This is a genomic window from Methylovorus mays, assembly GCF_020531915.1.
Taxonomy (GTDB): Bacteria; Pseudomonadota; Gammaproteobacteria; order Burkholderiales; family Methylophilaceae; genus Methylovorus; species Methylovorus mays.
In genome coordinates, this window is the sequence record NZ_JAJAVG010000004.1 from 431,665 (window position 1) to 458,470 (window position 26,806).

Consider the following 26,806-nt stretch of genomic DNA (forward strand, 5'->3'; position numbering starts at 1 on the left):
TGACCTATAGTCCCTTAGAGAGTAACGGCCATGAAGCCTGACCAGATACCCAGCAGTTCCAGCCCCTTAGCGGGTAGCCATTTTGATACCGCCACCGAAACGCTATTGCAGCCGAGCGGACTTGATGTGGCCGCCCTGCAAGGCGTACTGGGCAATATGATGTCGCACAAGGTGGATTATGCCGACCTCTACTTCCAGTACAGTCGGGCTGAAAGCTGGGGTCTGGAAGAAGGCCAGGTAAAATCCGGCAATTTCAGCATAGACCAAGGCGTAGGCGTACGCGCCGTCAGTGGTGAAAAAACCGCCTTTGCCTACTCGGATGACATCAATCTGCCCGCCCTGCAGCAAGCCGCCAACGCCACCAAGGCCATTGCTGCGATAGGCGCCGAGCAATCAACTAGCGCGATCCAGCGGATTGACGCACCGCAGCTCTATATTCCGCAAGATCCGATTGCCTCATTGAGCGCCGAAGCAAAAGTAAAACTACTTGAACGCCTGGAAGGCTATGCACGCAAAGCCGACCCTCGGATCACACAGGTCATGGCCTCCATCGCTGGCGAATATGAAGTGATCATGATCGCCCGTCACGATGGCATGATGGCCGCCGATGTACGTCCGCTGGTGCGCCTGTCGATTCAGGTCATCGCAGAAGCTAACGGCCGGCGCGAGCAAGGCTCGGCTGGCGGCGGCGGTCGTTTTGACTATGCCTATTTCACCGATGAGGTGTTGCAGGATTACGCCCAGAAAGCCGTGCATCAAGCCCTGGTTAATCTGGAAGCACGCCCGGCTCCCGCTGGCAGCATGACCGTGGTGCTGGGTTCAGGCTGGCCTGGCATCTTGCTGCACGAGGCGATTGGACATGGCCTGGAGGGTGACTTCAACCGCAAGGGCAGCTCCGCCTTCAGCAACGCCATTGGCCAGCAAGTAGCAGCCCGTGGTGTAACGGTGGTGGATGATGGCACCATCGCCAATCGTCGTGGCTCGCTCAACATTGATGATGAAGGCAACCCAACCCAACGCACCGTACTGATTGAAGACGGCTTTTTGCGCGGCTATATTCAGGACAGCCTGAATGCCCGCCTGATGGGCATGCCGATGACGGGCAATGCGCGCCGGGAGTCCTACGCGCACATCCCCATGCCGCGCATGACCAACACCTACATGCTGAATGGCAATATGGCACCGGAGGACATCATCAAGTCCGTGAAAAAGGGCTTGTATGCTGCCAACTTTGGCGGCGGTCAGGTCGACATTACCAGCGGCAAATTCGTGTTCTCAGCCGCAGAAGCCTGGATGATTGAAGACGGCAAGCTTACCTACCCCGTCAAGGGCGCAACGCTCATCGGCAATGGCCCTGAGGTGCTGAAGCGCGTTTCCATGATAGGTAACGATATGGCGCTCGACAGCGGCGTGGGTACCTGCGGCAAGGAAGGCCAGAGCGTACCGGTAGGCGTAGGCCAACCCACCCTGCGCATCGACGGCTTGACGGTAGGCGGAACGCTTTAATATGATGGAGGCAAGGCTTACCCGCCTTGCCTCCAACGCAGCGCAAACGCTGCATGCATCATGGAAGTCCCTCTTAACGAAAGGAACGGAAATGGCTGTATCGAAATCAAGCGAAGAAAAGAAACCTGCCGTAAAAAAAGCGACTGCTGCCAAAGCAGCAGAAACGGCGGTCAAAAAAACCACCCCTAAAAAAACTGCCACAGCCAAGGCTGCTTCGGCAAAAACCAAATCCTCACCCCGCAAAATCAGCGCAGAAGAGCGCTACAAAATGACCGAAGTTGCCGCCTATTTCCTGGCGGAACGCAATGGCTTCAAGGGTAACCCTGTCGAATACTGGGAGCAGGCAGAAGCACAGATCAGCCAACTGCTAGGCTAGTAGCCCCCTGGCCGGGTCAAGCCGAGCAGTCTGGTTTAGAGCAGGTTGCATTAAGGATAGATGCACTGGGATTGCTGCGTCACCGTTCGCCGCAGCATTTCCCTATGCTTAACTTTCCATCCAACACATACGCATCGTGACTGTGTTCTGGTCTTGCTATTCCGTATCGGAGCCTTTGTATAGTGCCGCTTGCATAGCCGCAGCTTGCCGCAAGCGGCTATAATGCATTTGTTATTCATTCATTTGCGGTTTTTTCATGCAGTTTTCCCTGCCCATCCCGGCGTCTGGCTCCTCCGAACGTATCAAACCTTTGCCAACCGGTCTCGACAGCCTGGCTCTGGCACAGCTCGCGCGCCAGCTTAAGCAAAAGCCTGAGCGCACGCCGCTGGTGATCCTCTGTGCGAGCGCATTTGAGGCGCAGTGTCTGCTGGAAGAGATGCCCTGGTTCGCAGCCGACCTCAGCGTGCATATGATGCCGGACTGGGAAACCCTGCCGTATGATCATTTCTCACCGCATCCTGACCTGATTTCAGAGCGCCTGGCCACCTTGTACCAGATCAGCCAGAACACCTGCGATGTCATTATCGTGCCGGTATCTACGGCCCTGATCCGGGTGCCGCCAAATGCCTATCTGGCTGCACATACCTTCATGCTGAAGAAAAACCAGCGCCTGGACCTGGAAGCCTTGCGCACCCAGTGTGCAGAAGCGGGCTATCACCATGTCAGCCAGGTGATGAGCCCGGGCGAATTCAGCGTGCGGGGCGGGCTGGTGGATCTGTTCCCCATGGGGAGCAGCCTGCCCTACCGTCTTGATTTATTCGATGATGAAATCGAGACCATCCGCACCTTCGATGTCGATACCCAGCGCAGTGTTTATCCGGTTAGCGAGATTCGGCTGCTGCCGGCACGCGAATTTCCATTGGATGAAGCTGGCATCAGCCGCTTCAGACAGAATTTCCGCGAAACCTTTGAAGGCGATCCATCACGTAGCCGCATTTACAAGGATGTGAGCAAAGGCATCGCCAGCGGTGGCATTGAGTGGTATCTGCCACTGTTTTTTGAGGAGACGGCGACGGTGTTGGACTACCTGCCAGCCAGCGCGATTCTCTGCATGCACGGCAATATCGACCATGCTGCCCAGGGCTTCTGGCGCGATGCACAGTCACGCTACCGCCAGCTGGCGCATGATCCTGAGCGGCCTATCCTCCAGCCGGAGGTATTGCTGCTCAAAACCGAAGATTTTTTTGCCCGCACCCATGCCTGGGGCCGAATTCAGCTCACCACAGAAACCGCCAGCGGTTTGCCGGCGCTGGAAATCGAGCGCCGCGCCGATCATCCGCTGCACAAGCTGCAGGAATTCATCAAGAAATATAAAGGCCGCGTTCTGATTGCCGCTGAAAGCCTGGGTCGCCGCGAGACCATGGCCCAGCTATTCAGCGATCATCAAGTGCCGTTTTCCGCCTGTGGCGATGGCCATGGCAACTCCTGGGAAGAGTTTCAGCAGGGCGATGCACGTGTCATGCTGGGCGTTGCGGCATTGCACGGCGGCTTCGTCGCCGATAATTTCTGCATCATCACTGAAGCTGAGCTTTATGCGGCCACCGTGCGCCAGCAGCGTCGCCGCGAAAAAGAAAAATCACGCAACACCGAAGGCATGCTCAAGGATTTATCCGAGCTGCGCGAACAAGACCCCGTGGTACACGAACAGCACGGCGTGGGCCGCTACAAAGGCCTGGTCAATCTCGACTTTGGCGAGGGCGAAACCGAATTCCTGCTGCTGGAATATGCAGGGGATGACAAGCTTTACGTGCCGGTTTCCCAGTTATTCCTGATCTCGCGCTACTCGGGCGGGCCACCGGAATCAGCGCCCCTGCACAGACTGGGCAGCGGTCAATGGGAAAAAGCCAAGAAAAAAGCCCTCAAGCAAATCCGTGATACGGCGGCTGAGCTGCTTAACCTGTATGCCCAGCGCGCCGCACGCAAGGGCCATGCGTTTACCCTCACCCTGCAGGATTACGAAGCTTTTGCTGAAGGCTTCCCGTTTGAAGAAACACCGGATCAACTCTCCGCCATTGAGGCAGTCATCAGCGACATGCAATCCGGCAGGCCGATGGATCGCCTGGTATGCGGCGATGTGGGCTTTGGCAAGACCGAGGTCGCCCTGCGCGCCGCGTTTGTCGCCGTCATGGGCGGGCGCCAGGTCGCCGTGCTGGTGCCGACCACCCTGTTGGCCGAGCAGCATTACAACAACTTTGCCGACCGCTTTGCCGACTGGCCGATCAAGATCGCCGAAATCTCGCGTTTCCGCACGGCGAAAGAGCAAGCAGAAGCGATCAAGGGGTTGGAAGACGGCAATATCGACATCATCATCGGCACGCACCGCCTGATCCAGAAAGATGTGAAGTTCAAGAACCTTGGCCTCGTCATCCTTGATGAAGAGCATCGTTTTGGCGTGCGCCAAAAAGAACAGCTGAAAGCCATGCGCGCCGAAGTGGATGTACTAACGCTGACGGCCACCCCTATTCCCCGCACGCTATCCATGGCGATGGAGGGGCTGCGCGAGTTTTCAGTTATCACCACGCCGCCGCAAAAGCGCCTGGCGATCAAAACCTTTGCCACGCACTATTCCGAAGGCATTATCCGCGAAGCCGCCATGCGCGAATTCAAGCGCGGCGGCCAGGTGTACTTCCTGCATAACGAAGTCGATACCATTTTCGTGATGAAAGAAAAGCTGGAGCGCATCCTGCCAGAAGCCCGCATTGGCATTGCCCATGGTCAGCTGCGCGAACGTGAACTCGAGCATGTCATGCGCGACTTCTACCAGCAACGGTTCAACCTGCTGCTCTGCACCACCATTATTGAAACCGGCATTGATGTGCCCACCGCCAACACCATCATCATGAACCGGGCCGATATGTTCGGCCTGGCGCAGCTGCATCAGTTGCGTGGCCGCGTCGGCCGCTCACATCATCAGGCCTATGCGTATCTGCTGACCGACCCCGACCGCAACATCACACCACAGGCGCAAAAGCGTCTGGATGCGATTCAGTTACTGGAAGATCTTGGCGCTGGTTTCCACCTGGCCATGCATGACCTGGAAATCCGCGGCGCTGGGGAACTGCTGGGTGACTCACAAAGCGGCGAAATGCAGGAGATCGGATTTTCCCTCTACTCCGACATGCTGAACCACGCGGTAAAGCAATTAAAGGCTGGCAAGGAACCGGACATCAATGCCCCGCTGGGCGTCACCACCGAAATCAACCTGCATACCCCCGCCCTGCTACCGAATGATTACTGTCCCGATGTGCACGAGCGACTGGTCCTCTATAAACGCCTCGCCAACTGCGACAACGACGACGACCTCGACACCATGCAGGAAGAACTGATCGACCGTTTTGGCATACTCCCCGAACAAGGCGAAGCTTTGATCGCCTGCCATCGCCTGCGTATCGCCGCCAAACCACTTGGCATTACGAAGATTGATGCCAGCGATAGCGCGGTCCAGTTGACGTTCAGCCAGACCAGCGAGCTTGACCCCACCAAACTGGTCAGCCTATTACAAAGGGACCGCCGCTGCCGTATGAACGGGCCTGATAAGCTGAGAGTGAATGTGCTCACAGCAACCATCTCGGATCGTTCTGCTGCGATCACTCATGTTATGCGAGCTTTAACCACGGGATGATGATCCGAGAAGTATGCAGCTTTACCATAAAACCTTTCTGGTAAAGCTGCATACTCCGATTACGTCAGGATGGAATGCCAATCAACATTGGCATGTTTGCTTAAAAATGCTATCTGCCAGCCATTAGCGGATTAATGCCATGTTCAGGCGCCAACAATAAAGTCATCCACTGTCAGCGTGCCGCTCAGATCTGCAAGTGTCGCAAATTTGACCGCGACTCCTGCACCATTGCCATCCTTGTCGTAGTAAAGGCTGCCGTCAGTGGCGTCAAATATCAGATAGTCATTGGCATCCAGCGCCTGTGAACTATTGTTTGTAATCAGCAGATTCTCATCACTGACACCACCAGCTACCGTAAACTTGCTGAAGATAGTTTTGCTTAATTGCAACTTGTCCACGCCTACTTCGAAGTCGTCAATCGTATCTACATTGGCTGCGCCCAGCTTGCTGTCAAACACAAACACGTCGGCACCCTCCCCACCAGTAAGCGCATCATTCCCCAACCCGCCATACAGCGTGTCTGCACCGTCGCCGCCGTTCAGGCTGTCATTGCCTGCCAGACCCCGGAGGATATTATTGGCATCATTACCCGTGAGTGCATTATTGGCTGCATTGCCCGTCAGGTTCAGCCAGCTATCCCCCGTACCACTCGCATCCAGATGCTCAAGACCCGATGCCAGTGTCAGCACTGTGGCTTTGCTGAGTCCGCTCACTGTGCCTTGTAACGTTAGCGTGTCATCCCCGCCACTGGCAGTGGTGGCTTCGCTAATGCTGTCTTCCAGCTTGGCCACCGTCTTGCTGCCAGAGCCACTGGAGATCAGGTTAACCTGGTAGATGTCGTTACCCTTGCCGCCCTTCAGCACATCAACTCCGGCCCCTCCGGTTAATACGTTATTGCCTTCGTTACCAATCAGGGTGTTGTTCAGGCTGTTGCCGGTCGCATCGATATGGGCTGTGCCGGTTAATGTCAGGTTTTCAAGATAGTCGCCCAGGGTGTAATCGATAGAGGCATTAACCAGATCGGTGCCTTCGTTTGCCAACTCGATGACGTCGTCGCCAATATCATCCACTTCGTAGATGTCATTGCCGGCACCTCCTTCCAGCTGATCGGCGCCCAAGCCACCGATCAGGGTGTCTGCACCAAGGCCACCGTACAGGGTGTCATCCCCTGCACCGCCATCCAGCCGGTTGGCTCCGGTGTTGCCTGTGATGACATTTTGCTGGTCGCTACCCGTACCAGAGAGGTTTCCCTTGCCGGTCAATACCAGGTTTTCTACCCAATTATTAAGGGTGTAATTGACTGCGCTTTGCACAACATCAATGTCCGCCCCCCCCGTTCCGCTATCGGCAATCACATCGCCTGTGGCATTAACAAAGTAAACGTCGCTGCCTTCACCACCGTCCATGGTGTCATTGCCAATCCCGCCATCCAGCATGTCATCGCCAGCGCCACCCAGAAGACTGTCATTGCCTGCAGCTCCCAGCAGGCTGTCATTGCCGATGCCACCTTCCAGCGTGTTAGCCGCGGCATTCCCGGTCAGGGTGTTATTCAAATCATTGCCAATCAGGCTGAAGGCAACGCTGTTGGTCAATACCCCGTTCTCGACATGATCACCCAGGCTGTAGCTGCCGCCCTTGGTGGCGATCGCAATACGGATGGTATCGGTACCTTCATTCTCGGACTCCGTTACCACGTCCCCAATCTGATCCACCAGGTAGGTATCATCACCGTCACCGCCCTGCATGGTATCGGCACCTATACCACCATTCAGGATATTCGCACCGCTATTACCAATGAGGATATTCGCCAGGGTATTGCCCGTCGCATTGATATCCAGGCTACCAGTAAGAGTGAGGTCTTCGATGTTGGACCCCAGGGTGTAGCTCACCGAGGACTCGATGCTATCAATACCCAGGTCTTTGCCCTCCACCACTTTATCTTTGATGGAATCAACAACATAAAAATCATTACCTGCGCCGCCCACCAGACTGTCTGCGCCAACGCCTCCATCCAGCGTGTCAGCACCATCACCACCCCGTAGCGTGTCGTTGCCGGCCTCTCCGGCCATACTGTCATTAACACTTCCGCCAACGATGCTGTCATTGCCCACTTTGCTTATCGCATCAAACAGCAACGCCACGCTACCGGTATCTTCGGTCAAAGCATCAAATTCGCTATAGCTCATCGACAGACCATTGGCAGAGAATGTATCTACGCCATTGCTTAACGACACTCCGGTCACGGTTCCAGCCGTAATTTCTGACGTAGTATCATCAAATGTGAAATTGCCACTTACCGTCAGGGTAATGCCACCTGAAGTCACCGTGAAGGAAGTTAATTTGGCGCTCGCAAACTCAAGTTCGCTATTCAGCTTGAAACTGCCTTGGAATTTAAACGAAGTGGCACCATCACTACTGGTGTAAGACATCGAGGTAATCGTTCCGCCAGTATTCAGATTCAGATTTCCGGCAAATGAAAAACGCGTGCTATCCCAATTCACCAGTGAAACACTGCTGATGGTTATTCTGGATACGCTCCCGCTCTCAAAGTTACTGCCTTTGATTGTGGCATCCCAGCTTCCCCAGGATGCATCAACCCTGGTATTGCTATAGCTATAGATATATACCGTTTCATCGTCTAGCGCCTCCAAGGTAGAGCCAAGGTTGTCCAAACGCGTGCCAGCCGCTTCCAACTGGGCATTAATTTCAGAAAAGCTGAATGCCGACAAAGAGCTATAGGAAATATTAGCCAAGATAAACCACCCTTAAGAATATTGTTAATTTTTGTTAAGCGAGACTATGCCAACAGATTATTACAAACACAATATTCCAAATGGACCAATACTTTCCTGCGTTAATTCAGAAGCCCCGCCGACCCCCTTAAATCTGCGTTAGCCACGCTTCGGGAAAATCTCCCGAGATTGATGAGATGCCTGAAAATTCATTCACACTGTTTTGTTAATGCGCTTGAAAGATATTTGCTAAAACAACAAAGGCCGCAATTGCGGCCTTTGTTGTTTTAAGTAATGCTGGAGTTTGATTAACTCTTGCGCAAAGAAGCGACTTTAAAGCCTCTTTTTATATCTACGATATCCAAAAATCATGGCAAGGCCCATCAGCAACAATATAAGCGGATGAGGCTCTGGTACGGTGCTAGGGATAACGGGGGAAGTCGCCACCTCAAATGCATTGAATGTATCATTTGCCAACGTCAATGAATTGTTCCAGCTATTTGCCACCACGGTACCCGTGACATTACCACCACTGCCCGTGATCGTGGCATCAACCGCCAGAATGCTGGCGGCAAAGCTAATGTTGCTGAGGTTCACTGTCGTCGCATCGTAGAAATTGAACAGGACGTTATAGTTGCTGAAACCGGACCATCCACCAGTAAGGCTGATGCTGCTACCTGAAACATTGATGATTAAGGTAGCGCCCGCCAGCACATTGGCAAAATCCCAATTGGTAATGCTGGAGAGATCGCTTCCGCTCAGCGAAAAATATTCAACACTTGAACCAGTACCGGTCAAGGTGCCATTTGTACCATAGCTGTAAGCTGCGCTACCCGTCGCAGTCGTGGCTGCCAGGGTATCGGAAAGGCTGGTAAGAGATGTTTTCGCCGCCACAAAATCAATGGGGGCGGTATCAATGGAATAACTGTTGTAAGAGTCCCACTGTGGTTTGCTAACCGTCCCGCCAACCCAGGTAGTGCCATTCACGCCACCATAGGTCTTGGTAAGGTTGCCTCCAACCACCAGACCATAAGCATTGGCAGCCGAGTTGGCGATACTCGATGAGGTAATATCAGCATTCCCGCCAACGGCAACTGCACCGCCGATAGAACTCCAGCCTGTGCTTTTATAACTATCGAACACAAAGACGTTATAGTTGCTTGCCACACCAAGATCAACTGTTTCGGCGACTGCATGCTGTGAAAAAAGCGCAGCTACCATAAAAACCATACTTAAGAATTTCATTTCACTCCCCTTCGCAATTACCCTTTGGGCGTCACTCGTTTACTCATTACAGCAAAAGCAATTACCATACCATGTTTGATATGTAAATTTTATGCATAATCCATTTACACGTTCCCGGTATGATACAAGCTCCAAATTTAAAACGATGTTAAGGCCCTCACACAATGTTCGAAAAACTTATTGCCATGGTGGCGTCATGGATCATTCTTGTCATTTCAACACTGGGCTATGGTGGCGTGGCTTTACTGATGGCCATTGAATCCGCATGTATCCCCCTCCCCTCGGAGATCATCATGCCTTTTGCGGGGTATCTGGTTTATACAGGGGAGCTGACTTTGTGGGGGGTGGCGTTGGCAGGCGCAGTGGGATGTGTGATTGGCTCTATCCCAGCCTATTATCTGGGCATGTATGGCGGCCGCCCGCTGGTGCACAAGTATGGCAAATGGCTGCTGATTTCGCACCATGATCTGGCATTGGCTGACCGCTGGTTTGAAAAGCACGGTGAAATCACGATTTTCATCGGCCGCCTGCTACCGGCCGTACGGACGTTTATTGCCTTCCCAGCAGGGATTGCCCGCATGAATATGGGCAAATTCATTTTCTACACTTTTACCGGCTCTGTGCTTTGGTGCGGTCTTCTGGCCTATGCCGGCATGAAGTTTGGTCAGCACTGGGATCAGCTAAAGGTGTATTTCCACGAGTTTCATATCGTACTGGTCATCGCCGGAGTTATTTTTCTGGTGTGGTATGTGCGCCGCCACTTAAAAGCCGTGCAGCGTGTGCACCAACATCATGACTAAAATCCCACTTTGCAGATCAGAGTGTGGGCGAACTTGAACCACATTCTGATATGTGCCCGACTCAAGTCTGGTAAAAGTCGTTTAATTTAGAAAAGCTGATTCTCAGCAGCCAGTTCCACCAGTCTCCCCAGCGCCAGGAAGAAAATAGCCTTGCGGACCAGAATGCCCTGATCGGCGAACAGACTGGCGTAGTTATCCAGCTGCAAACGGTAGCGCGCCACTTGCGCCCTTAACTGTTCCTCGCTGATGTCAGCCGCTAGTGCCACGGATTTGTAATCGATAATCCAGCGCACGCCATTTTCCACAAATGTACGATCCACCACATAGCGCTTCAGCTCGCTGGCATCGGCATAGCTCCAGGCAACTTCGGCATCTGCGCCCTCGCGTGCCTGCAATACCCACTGACCATCCGCGCTGCGCAAGGTCGTCAGCAGTAATTGCACCACCACTGCGGCGGCATCTTGCGCTGGTTTTTCGGCATGGCCTTGCTGTTGCAACCAGCGCTGCATGGCAGGCTTCGCCTGGTGTATGCGCGTCTCCGGCCAGGCAGCCAGACCTTGACGCGCCATGAGCTCAAGGTAACGGTGGGCCAGTGTGCCAATATCCGCCTCCAGACTGGCAGCCAGGCTGAGCGGTTCGCTGGCTTCGCCCGGATTCCATAGCGGTGTAAACGGCGTGGCGGTTTGCAAAATGGCGGGCATCTGCGGCTGTTGCAACCGAACCAGCGGCGGCACAAAATCGGCAAGCGTGGCTTCGGCCTGAGGGCTGGTCTCGCTAACGCCCTCTGTTGCCAAGACCTCGGCAAACTGCAGGGCCACTTGCGGCCACAGCAATTGCAAAAAGCTGCCAGACGCCGGACGTGGCTCGCCCTTGGCATTGATCGTGGCGGTGGCAATCAGATGCAGACGGCGTTCGGTACGCGTGGCAGCGACATACAGCACCCGGGCATCTTCGTGCTCAGCGCGCTCTTTCTCCAGCAGCCGCAGGTAATCATAAGGGGTTGGGCCGTCATCCAGCCTGGCACCTTTCGGTACAAAAGGCGCGGCAACCAGTTCGACGCTGCTGCCCTGCTCGTCATCCGCAATCGCCACTTCTTCCCACAGCAGCAAAGGGCTATCCTGATTACCCGTCTTGCGCTCAAGGCCAGGCAAAATCACGGTATCAAACTCCAGCCCCTTGGATTTGTGGATGGTCATCAGTTGCAGGCGACCATCGGCCCCCTCGTCAGCAGCGGCATAGAGCTTCTCGACTTCCTCCGCCAAGCGCGTTGGCGTGAATTGCCCCTGATTGTCCAGCTTGTCCACCAAGGCAAAAAACGCCTGCACGTCCTGCACATCGCCCGGCTCCCACAGGCACCAAGGCCCGCCCAGCATCAGCCAGGCACTATGCAACCAGCGGCTTACGGGCAGCCTTCCCTGTTGTGCCAGCACTTCCTGCAAAATGCTGCGCACATGCAACGCGCGCTGACGGCCATCTTCGCTCATGGCCGCAAGACGCGCATCCTGCTGCAATAAGCGCCAGATGGTGCTGCGATGATCACTCGCGGCCAGCACATGCATGTCCGCCAGCGTGAGCCCGCACCAGGGCGCGCGCAAAATAGCCAGCCAGTTCACGCGGTCCGCGCGATGATGCAAGGCATGCGTGAGCGCGAGCAAATCCTGAATGATCTGGCGGCCGGCCAGCGCTTCAATTTCCACCGCCTGAAAACGAATATCGCGATGATGACGGCGAATATCTGCCACCAGGTGTTCCAGATGGCTGCGAGCGCGCACTAAAACCGCGATGTGGCGCTGCGGATGGGTGGCCCACTCTTCGCGGATCAGCTTGACCATCAGTGCCGCTTCACGCGTGCGCAACTGTTCATTGCTCTCGTCCACACCTTGAATGAGCGGATGCATGACGACACCCGTATCGACCTCGTCCAAACGCGTGGCGACAAACGGGCGATAGCGAATGGCGCCGCGTGCGATGCTGTCCTCTCGCGGGAATACCTGTGCAAACGCATGGTTGATCCAGTCCACCACCGGCGGGCATGAGCGGTTATTGCGGCACAGCTGCAATGGCGTCAGGTGAATATCGCCTATGCCCTCACGCGCCACTTCCAGAAACAGGCCGACGTTGGCCTTGCGGAAGCGGTAAATGGATTGCATGGGATCACCTACGGCAAACAGGGTGCGGCCATCTCCGGCTTCCCAGCCTCGCGTCAGACGCTGCAGCAGATGCACCTGACCAGGGCTGGTGTCCTGGAACTCATCGACCAGCAGGTGCTGGATACGGTAATCCAGTCGCAAGGCAAGATCGCTGGGCGCGTCCGCATCATCGGCCAGGGCATTCAGGGCACGTTGCGATATCTCGACAAAATCAACCTCCCGCGCCTCCTGGAATACAAACCAGAGCTGGGCCACGGCCAGATTAAGCAATTGCGCCAGGGCAGATATTACCTGCCAGCTTTCCTCCCCTGCACGTAACTGAGGCAGGCACCGCAAGCGGCACAACGCGGCATCGGCACCCGCTGTGGCTTGCAGGGCGGCGGTCAGTTCCGCCAGCTGTTCCTTATAAGGTTTGGATTCAGGGACCGCCGGAAAGCCAGTATTGACGTTGACGGTTTTGCGCCAGCTGTCCTGCCCGGTAAATAGGAGCTCGCAGGCGGCCAGCCACATTGGCAAGGCATTCGGGGTGGCGGGCATGGGGGTTTCCCAATCGCGCAGCAGGGCAATCGGCGCTTCGCATGGCAGGTTGGTGGCGGCATAGCGCGCAATCGGCATCAGCACCTGCTGCAGTCGCACCGGGAAAGCGGCCAGCGCTTCCTGCATGTCCTGGGTAATCAGGTGCTGCAAGGCGGCCTCGGCCAGCTCACGGGTATCGGTGCGATTGGCATAAGGCAGCCACTGATCGCGCTTGGCCAGCATGTCCGCCAGCAACTGGGTGAGCCGCAAACTATCGTTATCCACATAGCGCAAGGCTTGCGTCACCGCATCGCTACGGCCATCGGCCATATCCAGCGTGCGCTCGGCCGCCAGCTGGTAATAGGCGGAAGCATCTTCTGTTACCGCAGGTTGTGCGCCAAAGCGGCTCATCAGCGGCATCTGCCGCGCAAGATGGCTGCTCAGCGAATCAATGGTAAAAATACGCAGGCGCGCCGGGTTTTCCAGCAGATGCCAGCCGCGCTCCGCCGCGTGCTGCAAAGCATCCTGACCCAGCGCAAAGGTCTTCTGCTTGTGTGGCTGGGGCGGGCGTTCGCCACTGGCCGCCATCAGGAGGCTATCGAGAATACGCGCCCGCATCTCGGCTGCCGCCTTGTTGGTAAAGGTAATGGCGATGATTTCCTCCGGCTCGCGCACGGTGGTCAGCAGTTTGAGGTAGCGCTGGGTCAGCAGCTCGGTTTTACCGGCACCCGCCGGAGCCTCAACGATAAAGCTTTCCAGTTCCAGGGCACGACGACGGCTTTCGTCATCCTGCGCGAGTAAATGCTCTTGCAGAGCGACTTCGTCATTCAGCATGTTGTCACTCATGCGCGGCTCTCCCCTTGCTGAGCCTGCAGGCGCTCAAACTGCAGTTGCCGCTCGGGCAAACGCAGCAAGGGCAACACTTCGCAATAGCGCAGCTGGACGGGATCGGCCACCCGCACCGCGGCCTCGCCGGATTTGAGCTCGCGGGCAATCGCTTGCAGGCTTTCGCGCCAGTGATCGAGCAAGGTATGCCAGTCGGCAAAGCGTTCGGCATCAAAAATATCGCGTGCCTTGCGATCATCCAGCGTCATCAGCGCAGGCAGGATTTCCTCACCGGCAATCCCGGAAAACGCATGCTCTTCGGTGCGCACCATGGCAAAGCTGACCGCCGCCACCTCGCCATCGTCGAGGCTGAATGCGGCATAGACCGGCAGTTGCGGCTCGGTAATGCGCGACTCTGCCCAGTTGCGGATATCTGGCTTTTGCCCGGTTTTGTAGTCCATGATGAGTACGCGCCCATCCGGCAGCTGGTCAATCCGGTCCAGTACCAACCGAATCTCCACGCCCTCAATCATTACCTTGGTGTCGCGTTCGCAATCCAGTACAGTGAAATCCACTTCGCGCGTTTTTTCAAACGCCAGCCAGGCACTGACCAGCTTGATCAGGCGTTCCTGTTCCAGCTGGCAAAACGCAGGCGACAGGGTTTCGTCGCGTTCAGCTGCAAAGTCCTGCAAGGCCTGTTGTGCGGCTTCAGCCAGCGCCGCATTTAAGGCTTCGGCATCCAGTGCCTGCAAATAAGCCAAATCATGCCCCTGCCAGAAGTGTTGCAAGACGCCGTGCACCAGCGTGCCGCGCTCGGCGGGCTCAAGCCCGTTCACCGGGGCTTTGAGCTCACGCGCGCCAAGGCGATATTGGTAATACGCCCATGCCGGGCAGATGGCCTGCGCTTTCAAGAGGCCAGTGCCGCCAGACACATGCTCGCCCTCGCCCACCGCCGGCGCCATGTGGTCATCCAGCACTTGCAGGCGGGCGTGTTCGCCATGCGCCAGTTGTTCAGCCAGCGTCTGGGCTTTGGCCCAATCGCCATCGAACACGGAGATATCGCTCAATATCGGGCTCGCGCGCAATTGCCGCTCGCCATCTTTCAATGCGCTGGAAAACACGATCGACGGTGCGGTATGCAACAAACGCTGCTGAAGAATGCGGGCAAACGCCGTTTGCACGGCACTATCGGCATTGGGTACACCGGCGGCGCGCTGTACCGTGGCAGGAATAAGGGGATTCGGTCTGGGGGGGGGTGGCCAGACATGATCATTCATACCCATCACCCACAGCGCATCCAGCGGGGCAGCAGCGCCTTCCAGCATGCCCATTACCTGTACGGGCGGATCGCCACTGACTTCGGGCTGGAATATCTGCTCGCGGCAGAGCTCGCCCAAGCGCTGCAATGCTTGCATGCCATTCAGCGTGTCACCAAACACATCCAGCCGCGCCAGAGCTTGCAAACTGCGCGAGAAAGCGCGCTGCGCCTGGAACTCATGGCTCGAGATACTGCGTTCGCCCGGCCATTGCAAGGCTGCCAGCAATTGTTCAAATGCCGCCGCCCACAGCGAAGGCAATTGCCGACGCGGCTGCACCTCACGCACGGCCCAGCCTGCCTGTAAATCCTGCAGCAGTTGACTGATAGGCAGCGGGGTTTCGCCTTCCTGCAGGCGCTCAATCAGGCGTAACAAACGCATCATGCTGACCGTTTGTGGCAGCCATTGCCGCATGCGGCTATCCAGTTGGGCGCGGGCATCCGCCTCGCCCAGGCTGGCAGACCAATAGGGATTGAGCAGCAACACGGAAAAATCCTGTTGCTCTATGCGTTGCTGCCAGAAGATGCGCAGCAAGGCCAAGGCCGCATGCACCACCGGCTGTGTGTTAAGCGGCAAACCCAGGGAAAAGTCATAGGCGCGATCCGCCTCCACCAAGCCGGGACGCACGGTAACGGGGTGCAGCACCTCATCCAGCAAGGCGGCAAGCCGCGTACGCAATTTACCCAGCTCAGGCACTACCAGCCCCAGCCGCGCTTGCGGATGTTCATTTAACTGCTGCGCAACCCAGGCGACGGCGGCGCGGCATTCAGCTTCCTGTGTATCCAATATGGCATGCTGGGCGTATCCGGGCTGCGCCAGCAAGGTGGCGTGATTGCTGAGTGCCACCCCGCGCTGTTGCAACAAATGTTGCAAACGCTGCTCCTGCGGGCCCAGCCGGTCAAATCCGGCAAAGGCGATACTGGCAGGCAAAGGCAGTTGGCCGCGCTCCAGACAATCCAGCTGCCATGCCATATAGCGCACAGGCTCCAGCCAACCGGACTGGCGGCAACGCTGTACAAAATGCTCGCGCCAGTTCAGGAACTGGCGACTCTCTTCCGTGTGGCCACCCGGCGGAATCTGCAGCTGCCATTCAAACATCAGGCGATGCGCCTCCATGGCCGCTTGCGCCATGCCGGGCACATCAAACAAGGCGGCGGCATTGTCGTTCGCCAGCGCCTCTTCTATCACCTGCTCCCACAACATGCGTTCCTGCAGCTCACTGAGTACACCCTGCGGCGCCGTGGCAACATCCACCTCGCCACTGAGTATGGCTTGTTCGGTGACATCATCCAGCCATTGCTTGAGCGTAAGGGTGGGAAGAGGCTGCCATACCGACAATCCGCTGGCATGCTGACGGCGGTCATGATGCAAACGCAAGCTGCGTGCGAGGCGTGCCGTGGAGCAAAGGATCAGGGCGGGAGAATCGTGCATGTAAAGATAGAATCAGATGGGCAATTAACCGGACTCAAGGTTAACATATAGGCCACTTAGATGGCGCGAACCGATATGGCAGACCAGAAAAATTACATTACGCCGGAAGGCTACGCCACCCTCAAGGCGGAATTCGAACAGCTTTATAAAATTGAGCGCCCCAAGGTCGTGAGCGATGTCTCGTGGGCGGCGAGCAATGGCGACCGCAGCGAAAACGGCGATTACATCTATGGCAAACGACGCCTGCGCCAGATCGACTCCCGCTTGCGTTTTCTGATGAAAAGCATGGACCTCGCGGTGATCGTCGACCCCAAAGATCAACAATCGCTGGAGAAAGTCTTTTTTGGTGCCTGGGTATCGCTTTACTCCCTGGAGCGCGACATCGAACATCATTACCGCATCGTTGGCCAGAATGAGCTGGATCCCACCCGCGGCTATATCAGCTGGATTTCGCCGCTCGCGCGCGCCATGCTGGGCAAGCAGATCGGCGACGTGGTTCGCGCGCAAACGCCCGCCGGTGAGGAAATCTACGAAATCATCGATATCCGTTACAGCCCGCCAGAAAGCTGAGCGGATACGCACGCATGACAGACAAGCGACAACGCTGGGATATCTTTTGCCGCATCATCGACAATTACGGCGACATTGGTGTCTGCTGGCGCCTGGCACGCCAACTGGCCCATGAATATTCACTGGATGTCAGGCTGTGGGTTGATGCCTTGCCGGTGGCACAACGTCTGCTGCCCGCGCTGGATACACAGCGGGCCGAGCAAGTGCTGGATGGCGTCACCATCGCGCACTGGTCGCCAGAATTTCAATTTGACCGGATAGCCGACGTGGTGATCGAGGCCTTTGCCTGCGAGCTGCCCGAGTCTTATATCAACGCCATGGCCGCGCAGCCGCCGGTGTGGATCAACCTGGAATATCTCAGCGCCGAGGCTTGGGTGGAAGAATTCCACCTGCAACCCTCCCCTCACCCCCGACTGGCGCTCAAAAAGACATTTTTCTTCCCTGGCTTTACGGAAAATACCGGTGGGTTATTGCGCGAGCGCCATTTGCTGGACGACAGGGATGCCGCGCAAGCGGACCCCTCTGCGCGCTTACGCATGGTACCAAGGTCCGCCGATGCCTTGCGGGTTTCACTTTTTGCGTATCCGCAAGCCAGCATACCCACATTACTCACCGCCATGGCGAATGGCGACAGACCTGTAGTGTGCCTGATACCGGAAAGCAGCCTGCTGGCGCCTGTCAGCCAATTTTTTGGCGCAGACAAACTCCAGCCTGGCGATCATTACTCGCATGGTTCACTTAGCGTCCATATCCTGCCATTTCTCAGCCAGGCGGAGTATGACCAGCTATTGTGGTCGTGCGATCTCAACTTTGTGCGCGGTGAAGACAGCTGGATTCGCGCCATCTGGGCAGCACGCCCGTTCATATGGCAGCCATATTTCCAGAGCGAAGACACGCATCTGGTCAAACTGGAAGCGTTTTTGCAATGCTACCTGCCGCCTTTGGAAAGAGATGCGGCAGATGCCTGGGCCACGTTTCATCAGCAATGGGCGCAACGGCAGTTGGCAGCCGGCAGCTGGCCCCGGCTGGTGCAGGCCTTGCCCGCCATTCAGCAGCATGCCAGGCAGCAATCGCAAGCCCTTGCTGCACAAGACGATCTGGCGGCCAAGCTGGTGATTTTTGTGAGAAATTTTCAATAATCTAGGGTATAATTCGCGGCTTTTTACACTTCACCCTTTTTAAGGTCGCAGGACAACACATGAAAACAGCTCAGGAACTTCGCGTAGGCAACGTATTTATGGTGGGTAACGATCCCATGGTCGTACTCAAAGCCGAATACAGCAAATCGGGCCGCAACTCTTCCGTGGTCAAGATGAAATTCAAGAATCTGCTCACCGAATCCCCGAGCGAAGCGGTTTACAAAGCCGATGACAAGTTTGATGTTGTCGTGCTGGAAAAGAAGGAAGTGACTTACTCCTACTTTGCTGACCCGATGTACGTGTTCATGGATACCGAATACAACCAGTACGAAATCGAAGCCGAAACCATGGCCGATGCCCTGAACTTCCTGGAAGACGGCATGCAATGTGAAGTGGTGTTCTACAACGGCAAGCCGATCTCCGTTGAACTGCCTAACTCAGTTGTTCGCGAAATTACCTACACCGAGCCAGCCGTCAAGGGCGACACCTCCGGCAAGGTAATGAAGCCAGCCCGTATCTCCACCGGTTTTGAACTGCCAGTGCCCCTGTTTTGTGACATCGGCGACAAGATCGAAATCGACACCCGTACGCTGGAATACAAGAACCGCGTCAAGTAAGCGATACGCTGGAAAATCATGGTGCGATTCACCATGCAAAAAGGGAGCCTAGGCTCCCTTTTTTTATTGCCCATGCGCATCCATCACCCCCGTCAATCAGGCTTGCGTTTGTAGCCGACAATTTTCCGCCTGGGCGCTTCGGGTGGCCGCTCCAACATGGCTTGGGTACGCGCCCCCGCCTCCGCTATCAACTCTTCAATCAGCTCGGCTTCGGGCAGGTTGTGCCAGTATTTCTTGGGCATTTCCTTTTGCATGGCCTTGAGCTTGAGCCGCGCCGGATTGAAGATATGCCGGTAATAACTCAGCCATAGCGCCTCACTGGCATCCTCTTCGGGCAAGGCCTCCGGCATGCCACCAGGCAAAAATTGCAAGGCTTTGCCATCCCAATGCATGCCTATGCGTGGGCTCATGATGGTCCAATCCATGCTGATGAATCTGCCAATAAAGAAAGGCGCGATCGCCGCCATGATGTGATGTTCCGGCTCAAACCAGGCCAAGTAGCGTGGCCGCCCTTCCACAACGGTTTCGCGAAAGCGGACAAAGGCTTTCATCTTGTGCTTGTCGCGCCCCACCGCTTTTGCCATGGCATGCAGGCGGGCAACATCGGCATCGCCCGTCAGCCGCATCAATCCGCGCTCACGTTGGCAACGCCAGAGCACCCGGTAAAGCAAGCCAAACCGGTCTGTCGCACAATGCAAAATAACCATGCGCGCAAGCTCAACAAACTGCTTTGACACCATCAGCTGCTGGCCGTCTTTGGCTGGTGGCGCCTGCGTGTCAGGTACTGACTCAGCGGAGGGCATGGCAAATATTTCCCCCTGGGCGATGGACTCTTCGGTCGGCCGCACACACCAGTGCACATCGTACGGGGCCACGCCTGCCAGAATCAGGCGGCGCGCCGCATCGCGCCAGCCATCCATATCCGTTTCATGGTGGAGATAAACGGTTTCCATAGCGACTATAGAAATAATCCCAATTGCTGCGGCATGGCAGGTGTTTCTTTCAGCTGGGCAGGCAGGCTGGTCGCATCCAACGTGGCACCAGGGTGATGGTCAGGCAGTTGAATGAACGGCAGCATGCGGTTGATGGGCGCCCGCATGCGCACCAGATCATCCAGCCGCACGGCCCTGACGCGGCGTGCCGACAGAATGCGTTGCACATTGCGCACGCCCAGGCCGGGCACCCGCAGCAAGGTAGCCTTTGGGGCGCGATTGATATCGACCGGGAACATGGCGCGATTCTGCAAGGCCCACGCGGTCTTCGGGTCCATGTCCAACGCCAGCATGCCTTGCTCACCGGTAATGATTTCATGCGACTCAAACCCGTAAAACCGCATCAGCCAATCGGCCTGATACAACCTGTGCTCGCGTACCAGCGGCGGTGATTGCAAAGGCAACACCGGGCTGGCATCGGGGATAGGACTGAAAGCCGAGTAATACACGCGCCGCAAGCGATACTGACCATAGAGATCCGCGCTGGCATTCAGGATGGTTCTGTCATCCGTGGCATCTGCCCCGACGATCATCTGGGTGCTTTGACCTCCGGGTGAGAAGCGCGGCGGGCGTTTGCCCGTATGGGTTTTATCTTTGCTCGCATCAATCCGCTCACGCAATCTGCCCATGGAAACACGAATCGCCACGCCATCTTTTTCCGGCGCCAGAGACGACAGACTCGCCGCCGTGGGCAGCTCAATGTTGATGCTGAGCCGGTCGGCATAACGCCCGGCACGCGCCAGCAATTCGGGGCTGGCATCGGGAATGGTTTTCAGATGAATGTAACCGCGAAAATCATGCTCTTCACGTAGCACGCGTGCCACTTCCACCACCTGTTCCATGGTGTAATCCGGGCTCTGAATAATGCCGGAGCTGAGGAACAGGCCTTCGATATAGTTTCGGCGATAAAACGACAAGGTCAGCTCCACCACCTCATCGATACTGAAGCGCGCACGGGGCACATTGCTGGTCACGCGATTAACGCAGTACACGCAGTCATACAGACAAAAGTTGGTCAGCAGAATTTTCAGTAGTGAAATACAACGGCCATCCGGCGCATAGCTGTGGCAAATGCCCATGCCCGTGGTAGAGCCTATGCCATTGCCATCACGCGAGTTGCGCTGCTCGGTGCCGCTGGAGGCACATGAGGCATCGTATTTGGCGGCATCCGCCAGTATCTCCAACTTCTGTTTTAGCTGCATATATGCATTGTACGATCGTTCAGTTCGCATGCATACCAGATGATTAATTGCATCACCTTGCACTTGGGCAAATGATCATTTTTTGTGGAATTGCTGATTAGAATACTGGCCGAAACCGGAATAAAAACGGCAAACCTCCCGCTCTTCAAAACAAGCAGGCACAAGTTTTGCTATATATTTCTAGGCGCCGTACCCATACAAGAAAGTGAGCTCCCTATGCCTACCGATCAAATCCCTAGCAGCCACTGTCACATGATAGACAGCATGGTCAGTCTTAACCGTTATCGGGATGGCCTGCAGCAATTGCAGAATGTATGGGACAACCTTTCGTTGCTGAGCCAACTTTCGGGCACGGGCACCGACATGACAGAAACCCGCCAGGCCTTCAGCCAGGTCACCAATGATGTGCTGAATAGCCTGGCCGAAGAAACCCTGGACAAGACAGTCACCTCCCTCACCTCCAAGGCCCAGGTGACGGTGGATATTGTGGTGCGCAATCTGTTTGAGCGCACGGCAGATATTGGATTCCTGGCGACGGATGACGATATCCGCGCGTTTCTTGACAAGCATTTCAGCGGGGCAGCCTATCCGTCGGATGTGGATGCACTGCGCCATCGCTTTCGTGAATACGTCAAAAAATACTCGGTGTATTCCAACATCATCCTGCTCGATACCGATGGCCATGTGCTGGTACAGATGGATGAAAAAAACCCCGTGTCGCAAAGCCAGGATGCCCTGATTGCCGAGGCGCTGCAGACCACGGAAGCTTATGTGGAGGTGTTCCGTAAAACCGACCTGCTGCCCGAGCAAAACACCAGCCTGATCTACGCTTACCGCGTTACCACCACTAATCAGCGCGTGGCTGGCGTGTTGTGCCTGTGCTTCCGCTTTGAAAATGAAATGGAAGGTGTATTTGGTGATCTGATCGCGCACCAGGATTGGGCCGTGGGACTGTTACTGGATCAAAAAGGGTGCGTCGTTGCCAGTAGCGACAAGTACCAGATTCCCATTGGCGCCCCGCTTGAAGTGGCTGCCGATAAAGACTATCTGCTGACCCGCTTTGCCGGGCGTGAATACATCGCCGTCACCTGCAAGACCAAGGGTTATCAGGGGTACATGGGCCCAGGCTGGATAGGTCACGCCATGATTCCGCTGGAGCATGCCTTTGATGGCGACATCGCAACTTCCGTCGCCGGCATCGACAAAAAGCTGCTCGCCAAGGTCATGCGTAGCCCCCTGCTCTTTTCGCAAACACTGTTGGGTATCCCCAAGCAGGCATCCACTATTCAAAACCGGCTCAATCAGTCGGTATGGAATGGCAATATCTGGCAAAAACGCGAGTCTGGCCAGACCGCGCACCAGTCCAGCTTTTCCAAGACCCTGCTATGGGAGATCAGCAATACCGGCTTCAAGACTCAAAATGTCATTGAGACTACCGTATCCGATCTCTATCAGACCGTGGTGTCAGTCATGCTGGAAAACTCGCGCTTCTTTGCCTCGCTCGCCGTCGACATCATGGATCGGAACCTTTATGAGCGCGCCAACGATTGCCGTTGGTGGGCATTGACCACGACCTTCCGTCAATTGCTGAGCCACAGCAACCGCTCCCGCAGCGATGTCGCCGCCATTGAAAAAGTGCTGTCGTATATCAATGGCCTGTATACGGTATATGCCAATTTGGTGGTGTTTGATCGTCAGGGCGAGATTATCGCGGTTTCCAACCCCGCCTATAACGAATGCGTAGGCACATTCATCGAAGCCGAATGGATGTCACGCCTGAGAGGTATACGCAACTCGCAGGATTACGTGGTATCGCGCTTTGAAGCCACGCCACTGTATAAAAACAAGCCCACTTATATCTACGCCGCCGCCATCCGCTCCGAAGATGACGTCAGCATTGTGGGTGGCATAGGCATTGTCTTCGACAGTGCGCCGCAGTTTGCTGCGATGCTGACGGATGCCCTGCCGCGCGACACGGCAGGCGAGCCCATTGCTGGCAGCTTTACACTGTATGTGGATGGTGACCTACAGGTGATTTCTTCCACCCTCCCTGCATTTGCCGTCGGCAGCACCTTCACCATCCAGCCCTCCCTCTGCAAACTGGCTGCCGGTGAAGCCGCATTTGATATCCTGCTATATGAAGGTCAGTATTATGCCGTCGGCGCCCGGGCATCCTCGGGCTATCGCGAGTTCAAGGGGCCAAATGACCCCTATCAGAATGCAGTGACGGCACTGATCTTTATTCCATTGGGCAACGCGGCAGATATTGACGCCATGATCAGCTCGGATAATACCTATCAGCACACTCAATTCAAGCCGACCTCCAGCGGTAGCGCGGTGGCCGGAGCGGAAGAATATGCCACCTTCTATGTGGGTAATGAATGGATGGCACTGCCTGCTGGCCAGGTACTGGAAGCGGTGCAACCGGAAAACATCAAGCAACTGCCGGAAAGTGCCCACATCCTGGAAGGCGTCATGCAGCATAGAGGCGGCGTGATCCCGGTGCTGAACCTGGCAAAACTGATCAATACCGAGTGCCACACCGCGCCTGAGAATCGACAAGTGATTGTAATCGAAGCCACGGAGGAGTCCCCACGCTTTGGCATACTGGTCAGTGCACTCGGCGAGATTCCCTCGATTGTGCCAGCCAACATTGAGCTGATTGCAACGATATTCTCCATAGGCAACACTCCTGCCGAGGGCGTCACCCGGGTTAAATCTGACAGCGGCAAGGACAACCTGCTGATTGTGTTATCCACGCAAAGCCTCTGGAAGAAAATACACAACTACCAGCAGGCACTGGAAAACAATGTCGTGCAGATTGCGGCTTGATTGCCCTTACATTCGGTACACATCGCAAGACACTACGCACAAGCGAGTATGATGGCGGCTTGAAATCCGCGCGAGATCATGAGCATGCCTAAGGAATACCTCACGCCTGGCGTGTATGTGGAAGAAGCATCCTCGACTCCGCCCGCCATTGAAGCCATGGCGAGTGGAGTACCGGTATTTATCGGATATACCGAACTCGCTGGCACTTCCCAGGAACCGCTCACCCTCGTCCCTCGCCGCATCAGTCATCAATGGGAATTCATCCAGCTTTTCGGCAGTGCGTATCCCGAAAGCGGCTTTGCAATCTCCATCAAGGCCGATGGCACCGCTACAGCCCAGGTGCAATCCACCAGCCCGCACGTGCTGCATGACAGCCTCGAGTTGTTTTTTGCCAATGGCGGGCAAGATTGCTGGGTAATTTCCATCGGCAGATTCAAAACAGTCGATGAATCTATGCAATTGACGGAGTTACAGGCAGGCCTGAATGTCGCGGCCAACATGCAGGGCATAGACCTCATCGTCATCCCCGAAATGCAGGCACTCAGCCTGGATGACTATCGCACTCTGGCCGATGCAGCCTTATCCCATGCCGCTACCTGCCATGACCGATTTGTGATTCTCGATATGTTCTTCAAACCCGCCACAGGCAATGCCATCAGCTTGGCGCAGCATTTTCACGAGGGCGTAGAAATCTATCGTGAACAAGCCATCGGCCAGCAGCATCTGGCCTGGGGCGCAGTGTATGCACCCCATCTATTGGTCAGCCTGCCGCGCCGACTGGACGAAGCCAATATCCGCGTTACCCTTGCGGATGGCAGAGTCGTTTCCCTTGCAAACCTGTTTGCGCATCAGCGCCCTTTGCATACCGCCGTGATTGCTGCCATTCATGCCCAACCGCGCATGCTGCCACCATCCGGGGCCATCGCCGGATGCTATGCGGCCCAGGATCGCAATCGCGGCATCTGGAAAGCCCCAGCCAACATGACACTGGCGCTGGTAAACGCCCCTGCCGTGGAGCTGCCGGTGGCGGATTACGAAACCATGAACGTGGATGTCACGCGTGGCAAGTCCATCAATCCCATCCGGCTTTTCACGCACAAAGGCACGCTGGTATGGGGTGCCCGTACGTTGGCGGGCAATGATAACGAATGGCGCTATGTACCCACGAGACGTTTATGTACCTGGATAGAAACCTGCATCCGGCGCAGCGCCGGCTGGCTGACATTTGAAGAAAACACGGCTGCCACCTGGCAAAAACTGCAATCCAGCGTCGAGATATTTCTGATGATGCTATGGCGCAACAGTGTGTTTGTGGGAGATAAGCCTGAGCAGGCTTTTTTTGTTCGCGTGGGTCAAGGGCTAACCATGACCCTGCAGGATGTGGCAGATAGGCGCATAAGGCTTGAGATAGGCCTCGCCACGCAACGCCCATCAGAGTTTGTTCATATGCAACTGAGCTTCATACTGGGGGCAGATACCTAAAATAGGCCTGAGGTAAATCAGGCCTGCGATTTCACGTGACGTTTCATGAGCGAATTCTGCTCCATCTTCCAATCACGCTCTTTCTCCGTCTGGCGTTTATCGTACTGCTTCTTGCCCTTGGCCAGCCCGATCTGCAGCTTGATGCGTCCCCGAGTGTAGTGCAGGTCCAGCGGCACCAGCGTATAGCCAGCCCGCTCCACCTTGCCGATCAGTTTGGCAATTTCTTCAGAATGCAGCAGCAACTTGCGGGTACGAATGGCATCCGGCCGAACGTGCGTTGACGCAGAGCCCAATGGCGTGACATGGCAGCCAATCAGGTAAATCTCCCCGCGCTGGATGATCACATAGGCCTCTTTCAACTGGATACGATTATCGCGTATGGCCTTGACTTCCCAGCCTTCCAGTACGATACCCGCTTCGTATTTTTCCTCGATGAAATAATCGTGAAATGCTTTTTTGTTCTGTGCAATGCTCATGTCTATCCGTTCCGGTGATGCATCACCCACAGACCATGTCACCATGGTCAAAGTTTATGGTGCCGCACCGGGAATATGGCTTAAAATTGCCATTTTACTCCAGTTGCAAAGCTCCGATGGCTCAGGTTGAAAAAACAGTATTGGTCCCGCACTCCTGCGAGCGCATGTATGCGCTGGTGGATGCCGTCGAAAACTATCCTGCCTTTTTACCGTGGTGCGGCGGCACCGAGGTGATCCAGCGCGACGAGGAATCCACCACCGCCACTCTGCGCATTGATTATCACGGCATCAAGCAGCACTTCACCACCCAGAATATCAAGACCTACCCCACCGTCATGGAAATACGGCTGAAAGATGGCCCTTTCCGCCATCTGGAGGGGGTATGGCGCTTTATTCCGCTGGCAGAAGAAGCATGCAAGATCGAGTTCCGGCTGAACTATGAGTTCTCAAATGGCTTGCTGGAAAAGCTGATTTCGCCGGTATTCAGCCACATTGCCAATACCTTCGTCGATGCCTTTGTCGTGCGCGCCGACGAGGTTTACCGCTAGACAGCCGTCCATCATGGATTCCAACCCACATATACTGGTTGAAGTTGCTTATGCCGAGCCTGACAGGCAACGCATTATTCCCCTCATGGTAGAAAATGGCGCAACGACTGAGGAGGCCATTATCCGCTCCGGCATCTTGACGGAATTCCCCCAGATTGACCTCGCCACGAACAAGATTGGCATTTTCGGCAAGGCCGCTAGCTTGCAAACGCCTTTACGCGCCCGTGACAGAGTTGAGATTTACCGCCCACTGATAGCAGACCCCAAAGCGATTCGCAGAAAGCGGGCTGCCGAAGGCCGGGACATGAAAAAGCGTTAAAAAAAGCGGTGGTTTCCATCACCACCGCTTGCGCATATCTGTAAGACCAG

At 55.7% G+C, this 26,806-nt stretch carries 18 protein-coding genes; 11 read left to right on the forward strand and 7 right to left on the reverse strand.

The genetic code is table 11. From position 1 onward, the window contains the following. The first annotated feature begins 30 nt into the window (after positions 1 to 30). The 3 genes from tldD to mfd all read left to right on the forward strand — a co-directional run bounded on the left by tldD (position 31) and on the right by mfd (position 5,564). Positions 31 to 1,506, forward strand: coding sequence for a metalloprotease TldD (gene tldD, locus LG203_RS04350; protein ID WP_230344653.1), 1,476 nt, complete (start codon positions 31 to 33; stop codon positions 1,504 to 1,506). A 1-nt stretch (position 1,507) separates the two neighbouring features. Beyond that, a complete protein-coding gene (locus LG203_RS04355) occupies positions 1,508 to 1,882 on the forward strand; it encodes a DUF2934 domain-containing protein (RefSeq protein ID WP_230344654.1) in 375 nt (124 codons plus the stop codon). 256 nt (positions 1,883 to 2,138) lie between these two features. Then, a complete protein-coding gene (gene mfd, locus LG203_RS04360) occupies positions 2,139 to 5,564 on the forward strand; it encodes a transcription-repair coupling factor (RefSeq protein WP_230344655.1) in 3,426 nt (1,141 codons plus the stop codon). Between the two features lie 143 nt (positions 5,565 to 5,707). Here the strand turns inward: mfd and LG203_RS14410 are convergent, their stop codons facing one another. Together LG203_RS14410 and LG203_RS04380 are read right to left on the reverse strand one after the other, a co-directional pair. Beyond that, on the reverse strand, positions 5,708 to 8,317 hold the full coding sequence (locus LG203_RS14410) for a beta strand repeat-containing protein (RefSeq protein ID WP_328486486.1): 2,610 nt from the start codon (positions 8,315 to 8,317) through the stop codon (positions 5,708 to 5,710). Between the two features lie 312 nt (positions 8,318 to 8,629). Further along, positions 8,630 to 9,541 (reverse strand): choice-of-anchor A family protein, encoded by a 912-nt coding sequence (locus tag LG203_RS04380; RefSeq protein ID WP_230344656.1) that lies wholly within the window; start codon positions 9,539 to 9,541, stop codon positions 8,630 to 8,632. A 164-nt stretch (positions 9,542 to 9,705) separates the two neighbouring features. Between LG203_RS04380 and LG203_RS04385 the strand changes: the two genes are divergently transcribed. Next, positions 9,706 to 10,341 (forward strand): DedA family protein, encoded by a 636-nt coding sequence (locus tag LG203_RS04385; protein WP_230344657.1) that lies wholly within the window; start codon positions 9,706 to 9,708, stop codon positions 10,339 to 10,341. An 86-nt stretch (positions 10,342 to 10,427) separates the two neighbouring features. On the opposite strand, the gene LG203_RS04390 is transcribed toward LG203_RS04385, so the two are convergent. Together LG203_RS04390 and LG203_RS04395 are read right to left on the reverse strand one after the other, a co-directional pair. Continuing rightward, positions 10,428 to 13,853 (reverse strand): UvrD-helicase domain-containing protein, encoded by a 3,426-nt coding sequence (locus tag LG203_RS04390; RefSeq protein WP_230344658.1) that lies wholly within the window; start codon positions 13,851 to 13,853, stop codon positions 10,428 to 10,430. Next, the gene (locus tag LG203_RS04395) at positions 13,850 to 16,579 is read right to left on the reverse strand and encodes a PD-(D/E)XK nuclease family protein (RefSeq protein WP_230344659.1); all 2,730 of its coding nucleotides are present in this window, start codon (positions 16,577 to 16,579) and stop codon (positions 13,850 to 13,852) included. Before LG203_RS04395 ends, LG203_RS04390 begins: the two co-directional genes overlap by 4 nt. Positions 16,580 to 16,654: 75 nt before the next feature. Here LG203_RS04395 and greB point away from each other — a divergent pair, with 75 nt between their 5' ends. The 3 genes from greB to efp are packed head-to-tail and all read left to right on the forward strand — an operon-like array spanning position 16,655 to position 18,905. Further along, complete coding sequence (gene greB, locus LG203_RS04400) at positions 16,655 to 17,149, forward strand: transcription elongation factor GreB (protein WP_407665365.1); 495 nt, start codon at positions 16,655 to 16,657, stop codon at positions 17,147 to 17,149. 14 nt (positions 17,150 to 17,163) lie between these two features. Next, positions 17,164 to 18,288 carry an elongation factor P maturation arginine rhamnosyltransferase EarP gene (gene earP / locus LG203_RS04405; protein WP_230344661.1) on the forward strand — a complete coding sequence of 375 codons (1,125 nt, stop codon included), beginning with the start codon at positions 17,164 to 17,166 and terminating at the stop codon, positions 18,286 to 18,288. A 59-nt stretch (positions 18,289 to 18,347) separates the two neighbouring features. Further along, positions 18,348 to 18,905: an elongation factor P gene (efp, locus tag LG203_RS04410; protein WP_230344662.1), complete on the forward strand. Its 558-nt coding sequence runs from the start codon at positions 18,348 to 18,350 to the stop codon at positions 18,903 to 18,905. Positions 18,906 to 18,997: 92 nt separating this feature from the next. Here efp and LG203_RS04415 read toward each other — a convergent pair whose 3' ends face one another. Together LG203_RS04415 and LG203_RS04420 are read right to left on the reverse strand one after the other, a co-directional pair. Next, positions 18,998 to 19,858, reverse strand: coding sequence for a TIGR03915 family putative DNA repair protein (locus LG203_RS04415; protein WP_268867330.1), 861 nt, complete (start codon positions 19,856 to 19,858; stop codon positions 18,998 to 19,000). 5 nt (positions 19,859 to 19,863) lie between these two features. Then, the gene (locus LG203_RS04420) at positions 19,864 to 21,099 is read right to left on the reverse strand and encodes a putative DNA modification/repair radical SAM protein (RefSeq protein WP_230344664.1); all 1,236 of its coding nucleotides are present in this window, start codon (positions 21,097 to 21,099) and stop codon (positions 19,864 to 19,866) included. Between the two features lie 216 nt (positions 21,100 to 21,315). On the opposite strand from LG203_RS04420, the gene LG203_RS04425 reads away from it, so the two are divergent. Both LG203_RS04425 and LG203_RS04430 read left to right on the forward strand, forming a co-directional pair. Next, positions 21,316 to 23,931, forward strand: a complete 2,616-nt coding sequence (locus tag LG203_RS04425) for a chemotaxis protein CheW (protein ID WP_230344665.1) — start codon at positions 21,316 to 21,318, stop codon at positions 23,929 to 23,931. 78 nt (positions 23,932 to 24,009) lie between these two features. Continuing rightward, positions 24,010 to 25,413 carry a phage tail sheath family protein gene (locus tag LG203_RS04430; protein WP_230344666.1) on the forward strand — a complete coding sequence of 468 codons (1,404 nt, stop codon included), beginning with the start codon at positions 24,010 to 24,012 and terminating at the stop codon, positions 25,411 to 25,413. A gap of 17 nt (positions 25,414 to 25,430) precedes the next feature. Here LG203_RS04430 and smpB read toward each other — a convergent pair whose 3' ends face one another. Further along, complete coding sequence (gene smpB, locus LG203_RS04435) at positions 25,431 to 25,889, reverse strand: SsrA-binding protein SmpB (protein ID WP_230344667.1); 459 nt, start codon at positions 25,887 to 25,889, stop codon at positions 25,431 to 25,433. Between the two features lie 116 nt (positions 25,890 to 26,005). Between smpB and LG203_RS04440 the strand changes: the two genes are divergently transcribed. Further along, entirely contained in the window at positions 26,006 to 26,437 is a 432-nt protein-coding gene (locus tag LG203_RS04440) for a type II toxin-antitoxin system RatA family toxin (protein ID WP_230344668.1), read from the forward strand. A gap of 13 nt (positions 26,438 to 26,450) precedes the next feature. Then, positions 26,451 to 26,756: an RnfH family protein gene (locus LG203_RS04445; RefSeq protein WP_230344669.1), complete on the forward strand. Its 306-nt coding sequence runs from the start codon at positions 26,451 to 26,453 to the stop codon at positions 26,754 to 26,756. The last annotated feature ends 50 nt before the right edge of the window (positions 26,757 to 26,806 follow it).

Excerpts from the sequence above, each read along its gene's own strand:
- tldD (WP_230344653.1), top strand. The coding sequence starts at position 31 with ATGAAGCCTGACCAGATACCCAGCAGTTCCAGCCCCTTAGCGGGTAGC.
- LG203_RS04355 (WP_230344654.1), top strand. The coding sequence starts at position 1,508 with ATGATGGAGGCAAGGCTTACCCGCCTTGCCTCCAACGCAGCGCAAACG.
- mfd (WP_230344655.1), top strand. The coding sequence starts at position 2,139 with ATGCAGTTTTCCCTGCCCATCCCGGCGTCTGGCTCCTCCGAACGTATC.
- LG203_RS04380 (WP_230344656.1), bottom strand. The coding sequence starts at position 9,541 with ATGAAATTCTTAAGTATGGTTTTTATGGTAGCTGCGCTTTTTTCACAG.
- LG203_RS04385 (WP_230344657.1), top strand. The coding sequence starts at position 9,706 with ATGTTCGAAAAACTTATTGCCATGGTGGCGTCATGGATCATTCTTGTC.
- LG203_RS04390 (WP_230344658.1), bottom strand. The coding sequence starts at position 13,853 with ATGAGTGACAACATGCTGAATGACGAAGTCGCTCTGCAAGAGCATTTA.
- LG203_RS04395 (WP_230344659.1), bottom strand. The coding sequence starts at position 16,579 with ATGCACGATTCTCCCGCCCTGATCCTTTGCTCCACGGCACGCCTCGCA.
- greB (WP_407665365.1), top strand. The coding sequence starts at position 16,655 with ATGGCAGACCAGAAAAATTACATTACGCCGGAAGGCTACGCCACCCTC.
- earP (WP_230344661.1), top strand. The coding sequence starts at position 17,164 with ATGACAGACAAGCGACAACGCTGGGATATCTTTTGCCGCATCATCGAC.
- efp (WP_230344662.1), top strand. The coding sequence starts at position 18,348 with ATGAAAACAGCTCAGGAACTTCGCGTAGGCAACGTATTTATGGTGGGT.
- LG203_RS04415 (WP_268867330.1), bottom strand. The coding sequence starts at position 19,858 with ATGGAAACCGTTTATCTCCACCATGAAACGGATATGGATGGCTGGCGC.
- LG203_RS04420 (WP_230344664.1), bottom strand. The coding sequence starts at position 21,099 with ATGCAGCTAAAACAGAAGTTGGAGATACTGGCGGATGCCGCCAAATAC.
- LG203_RS04425 (WP_230344665.1), top strand. The coding sequence starts at position 21,316 with ATGCCTACCGATCAAATCCCTAGCAGCCACTGTCACATGATAGACAGC.
- LG203_RS04430 (WP_230344666.1), top strand. The coding sequence starts at position 24,010 with ATGAGCATGCCTAAGGAATACCTCACGCCTGGCGTGTATGTGGAAGAA.
- smpB (WP_230344667.1), bottom strand. The coding sequence starts at position 25,889 with ATGAGCATTGCACAGAACAAAAAAGCATTTCACGATTATTTCATCGAG.
- LG203_RS04440 (WP_230344668.1), top strand. The coding sequence starts at position 26,006 with ATGGCTCAGGTTGAAAAAACAGTATTGGTCCCGCACTCCTGCGAGCGC.
- LG203_RS04445 (WP_230344669.1), top strand. The coding sequence starts at position 26,451 with ATGGATTCCAACCCACATATACTGGTTGAAGTTGCTTATGCCGAGCCT.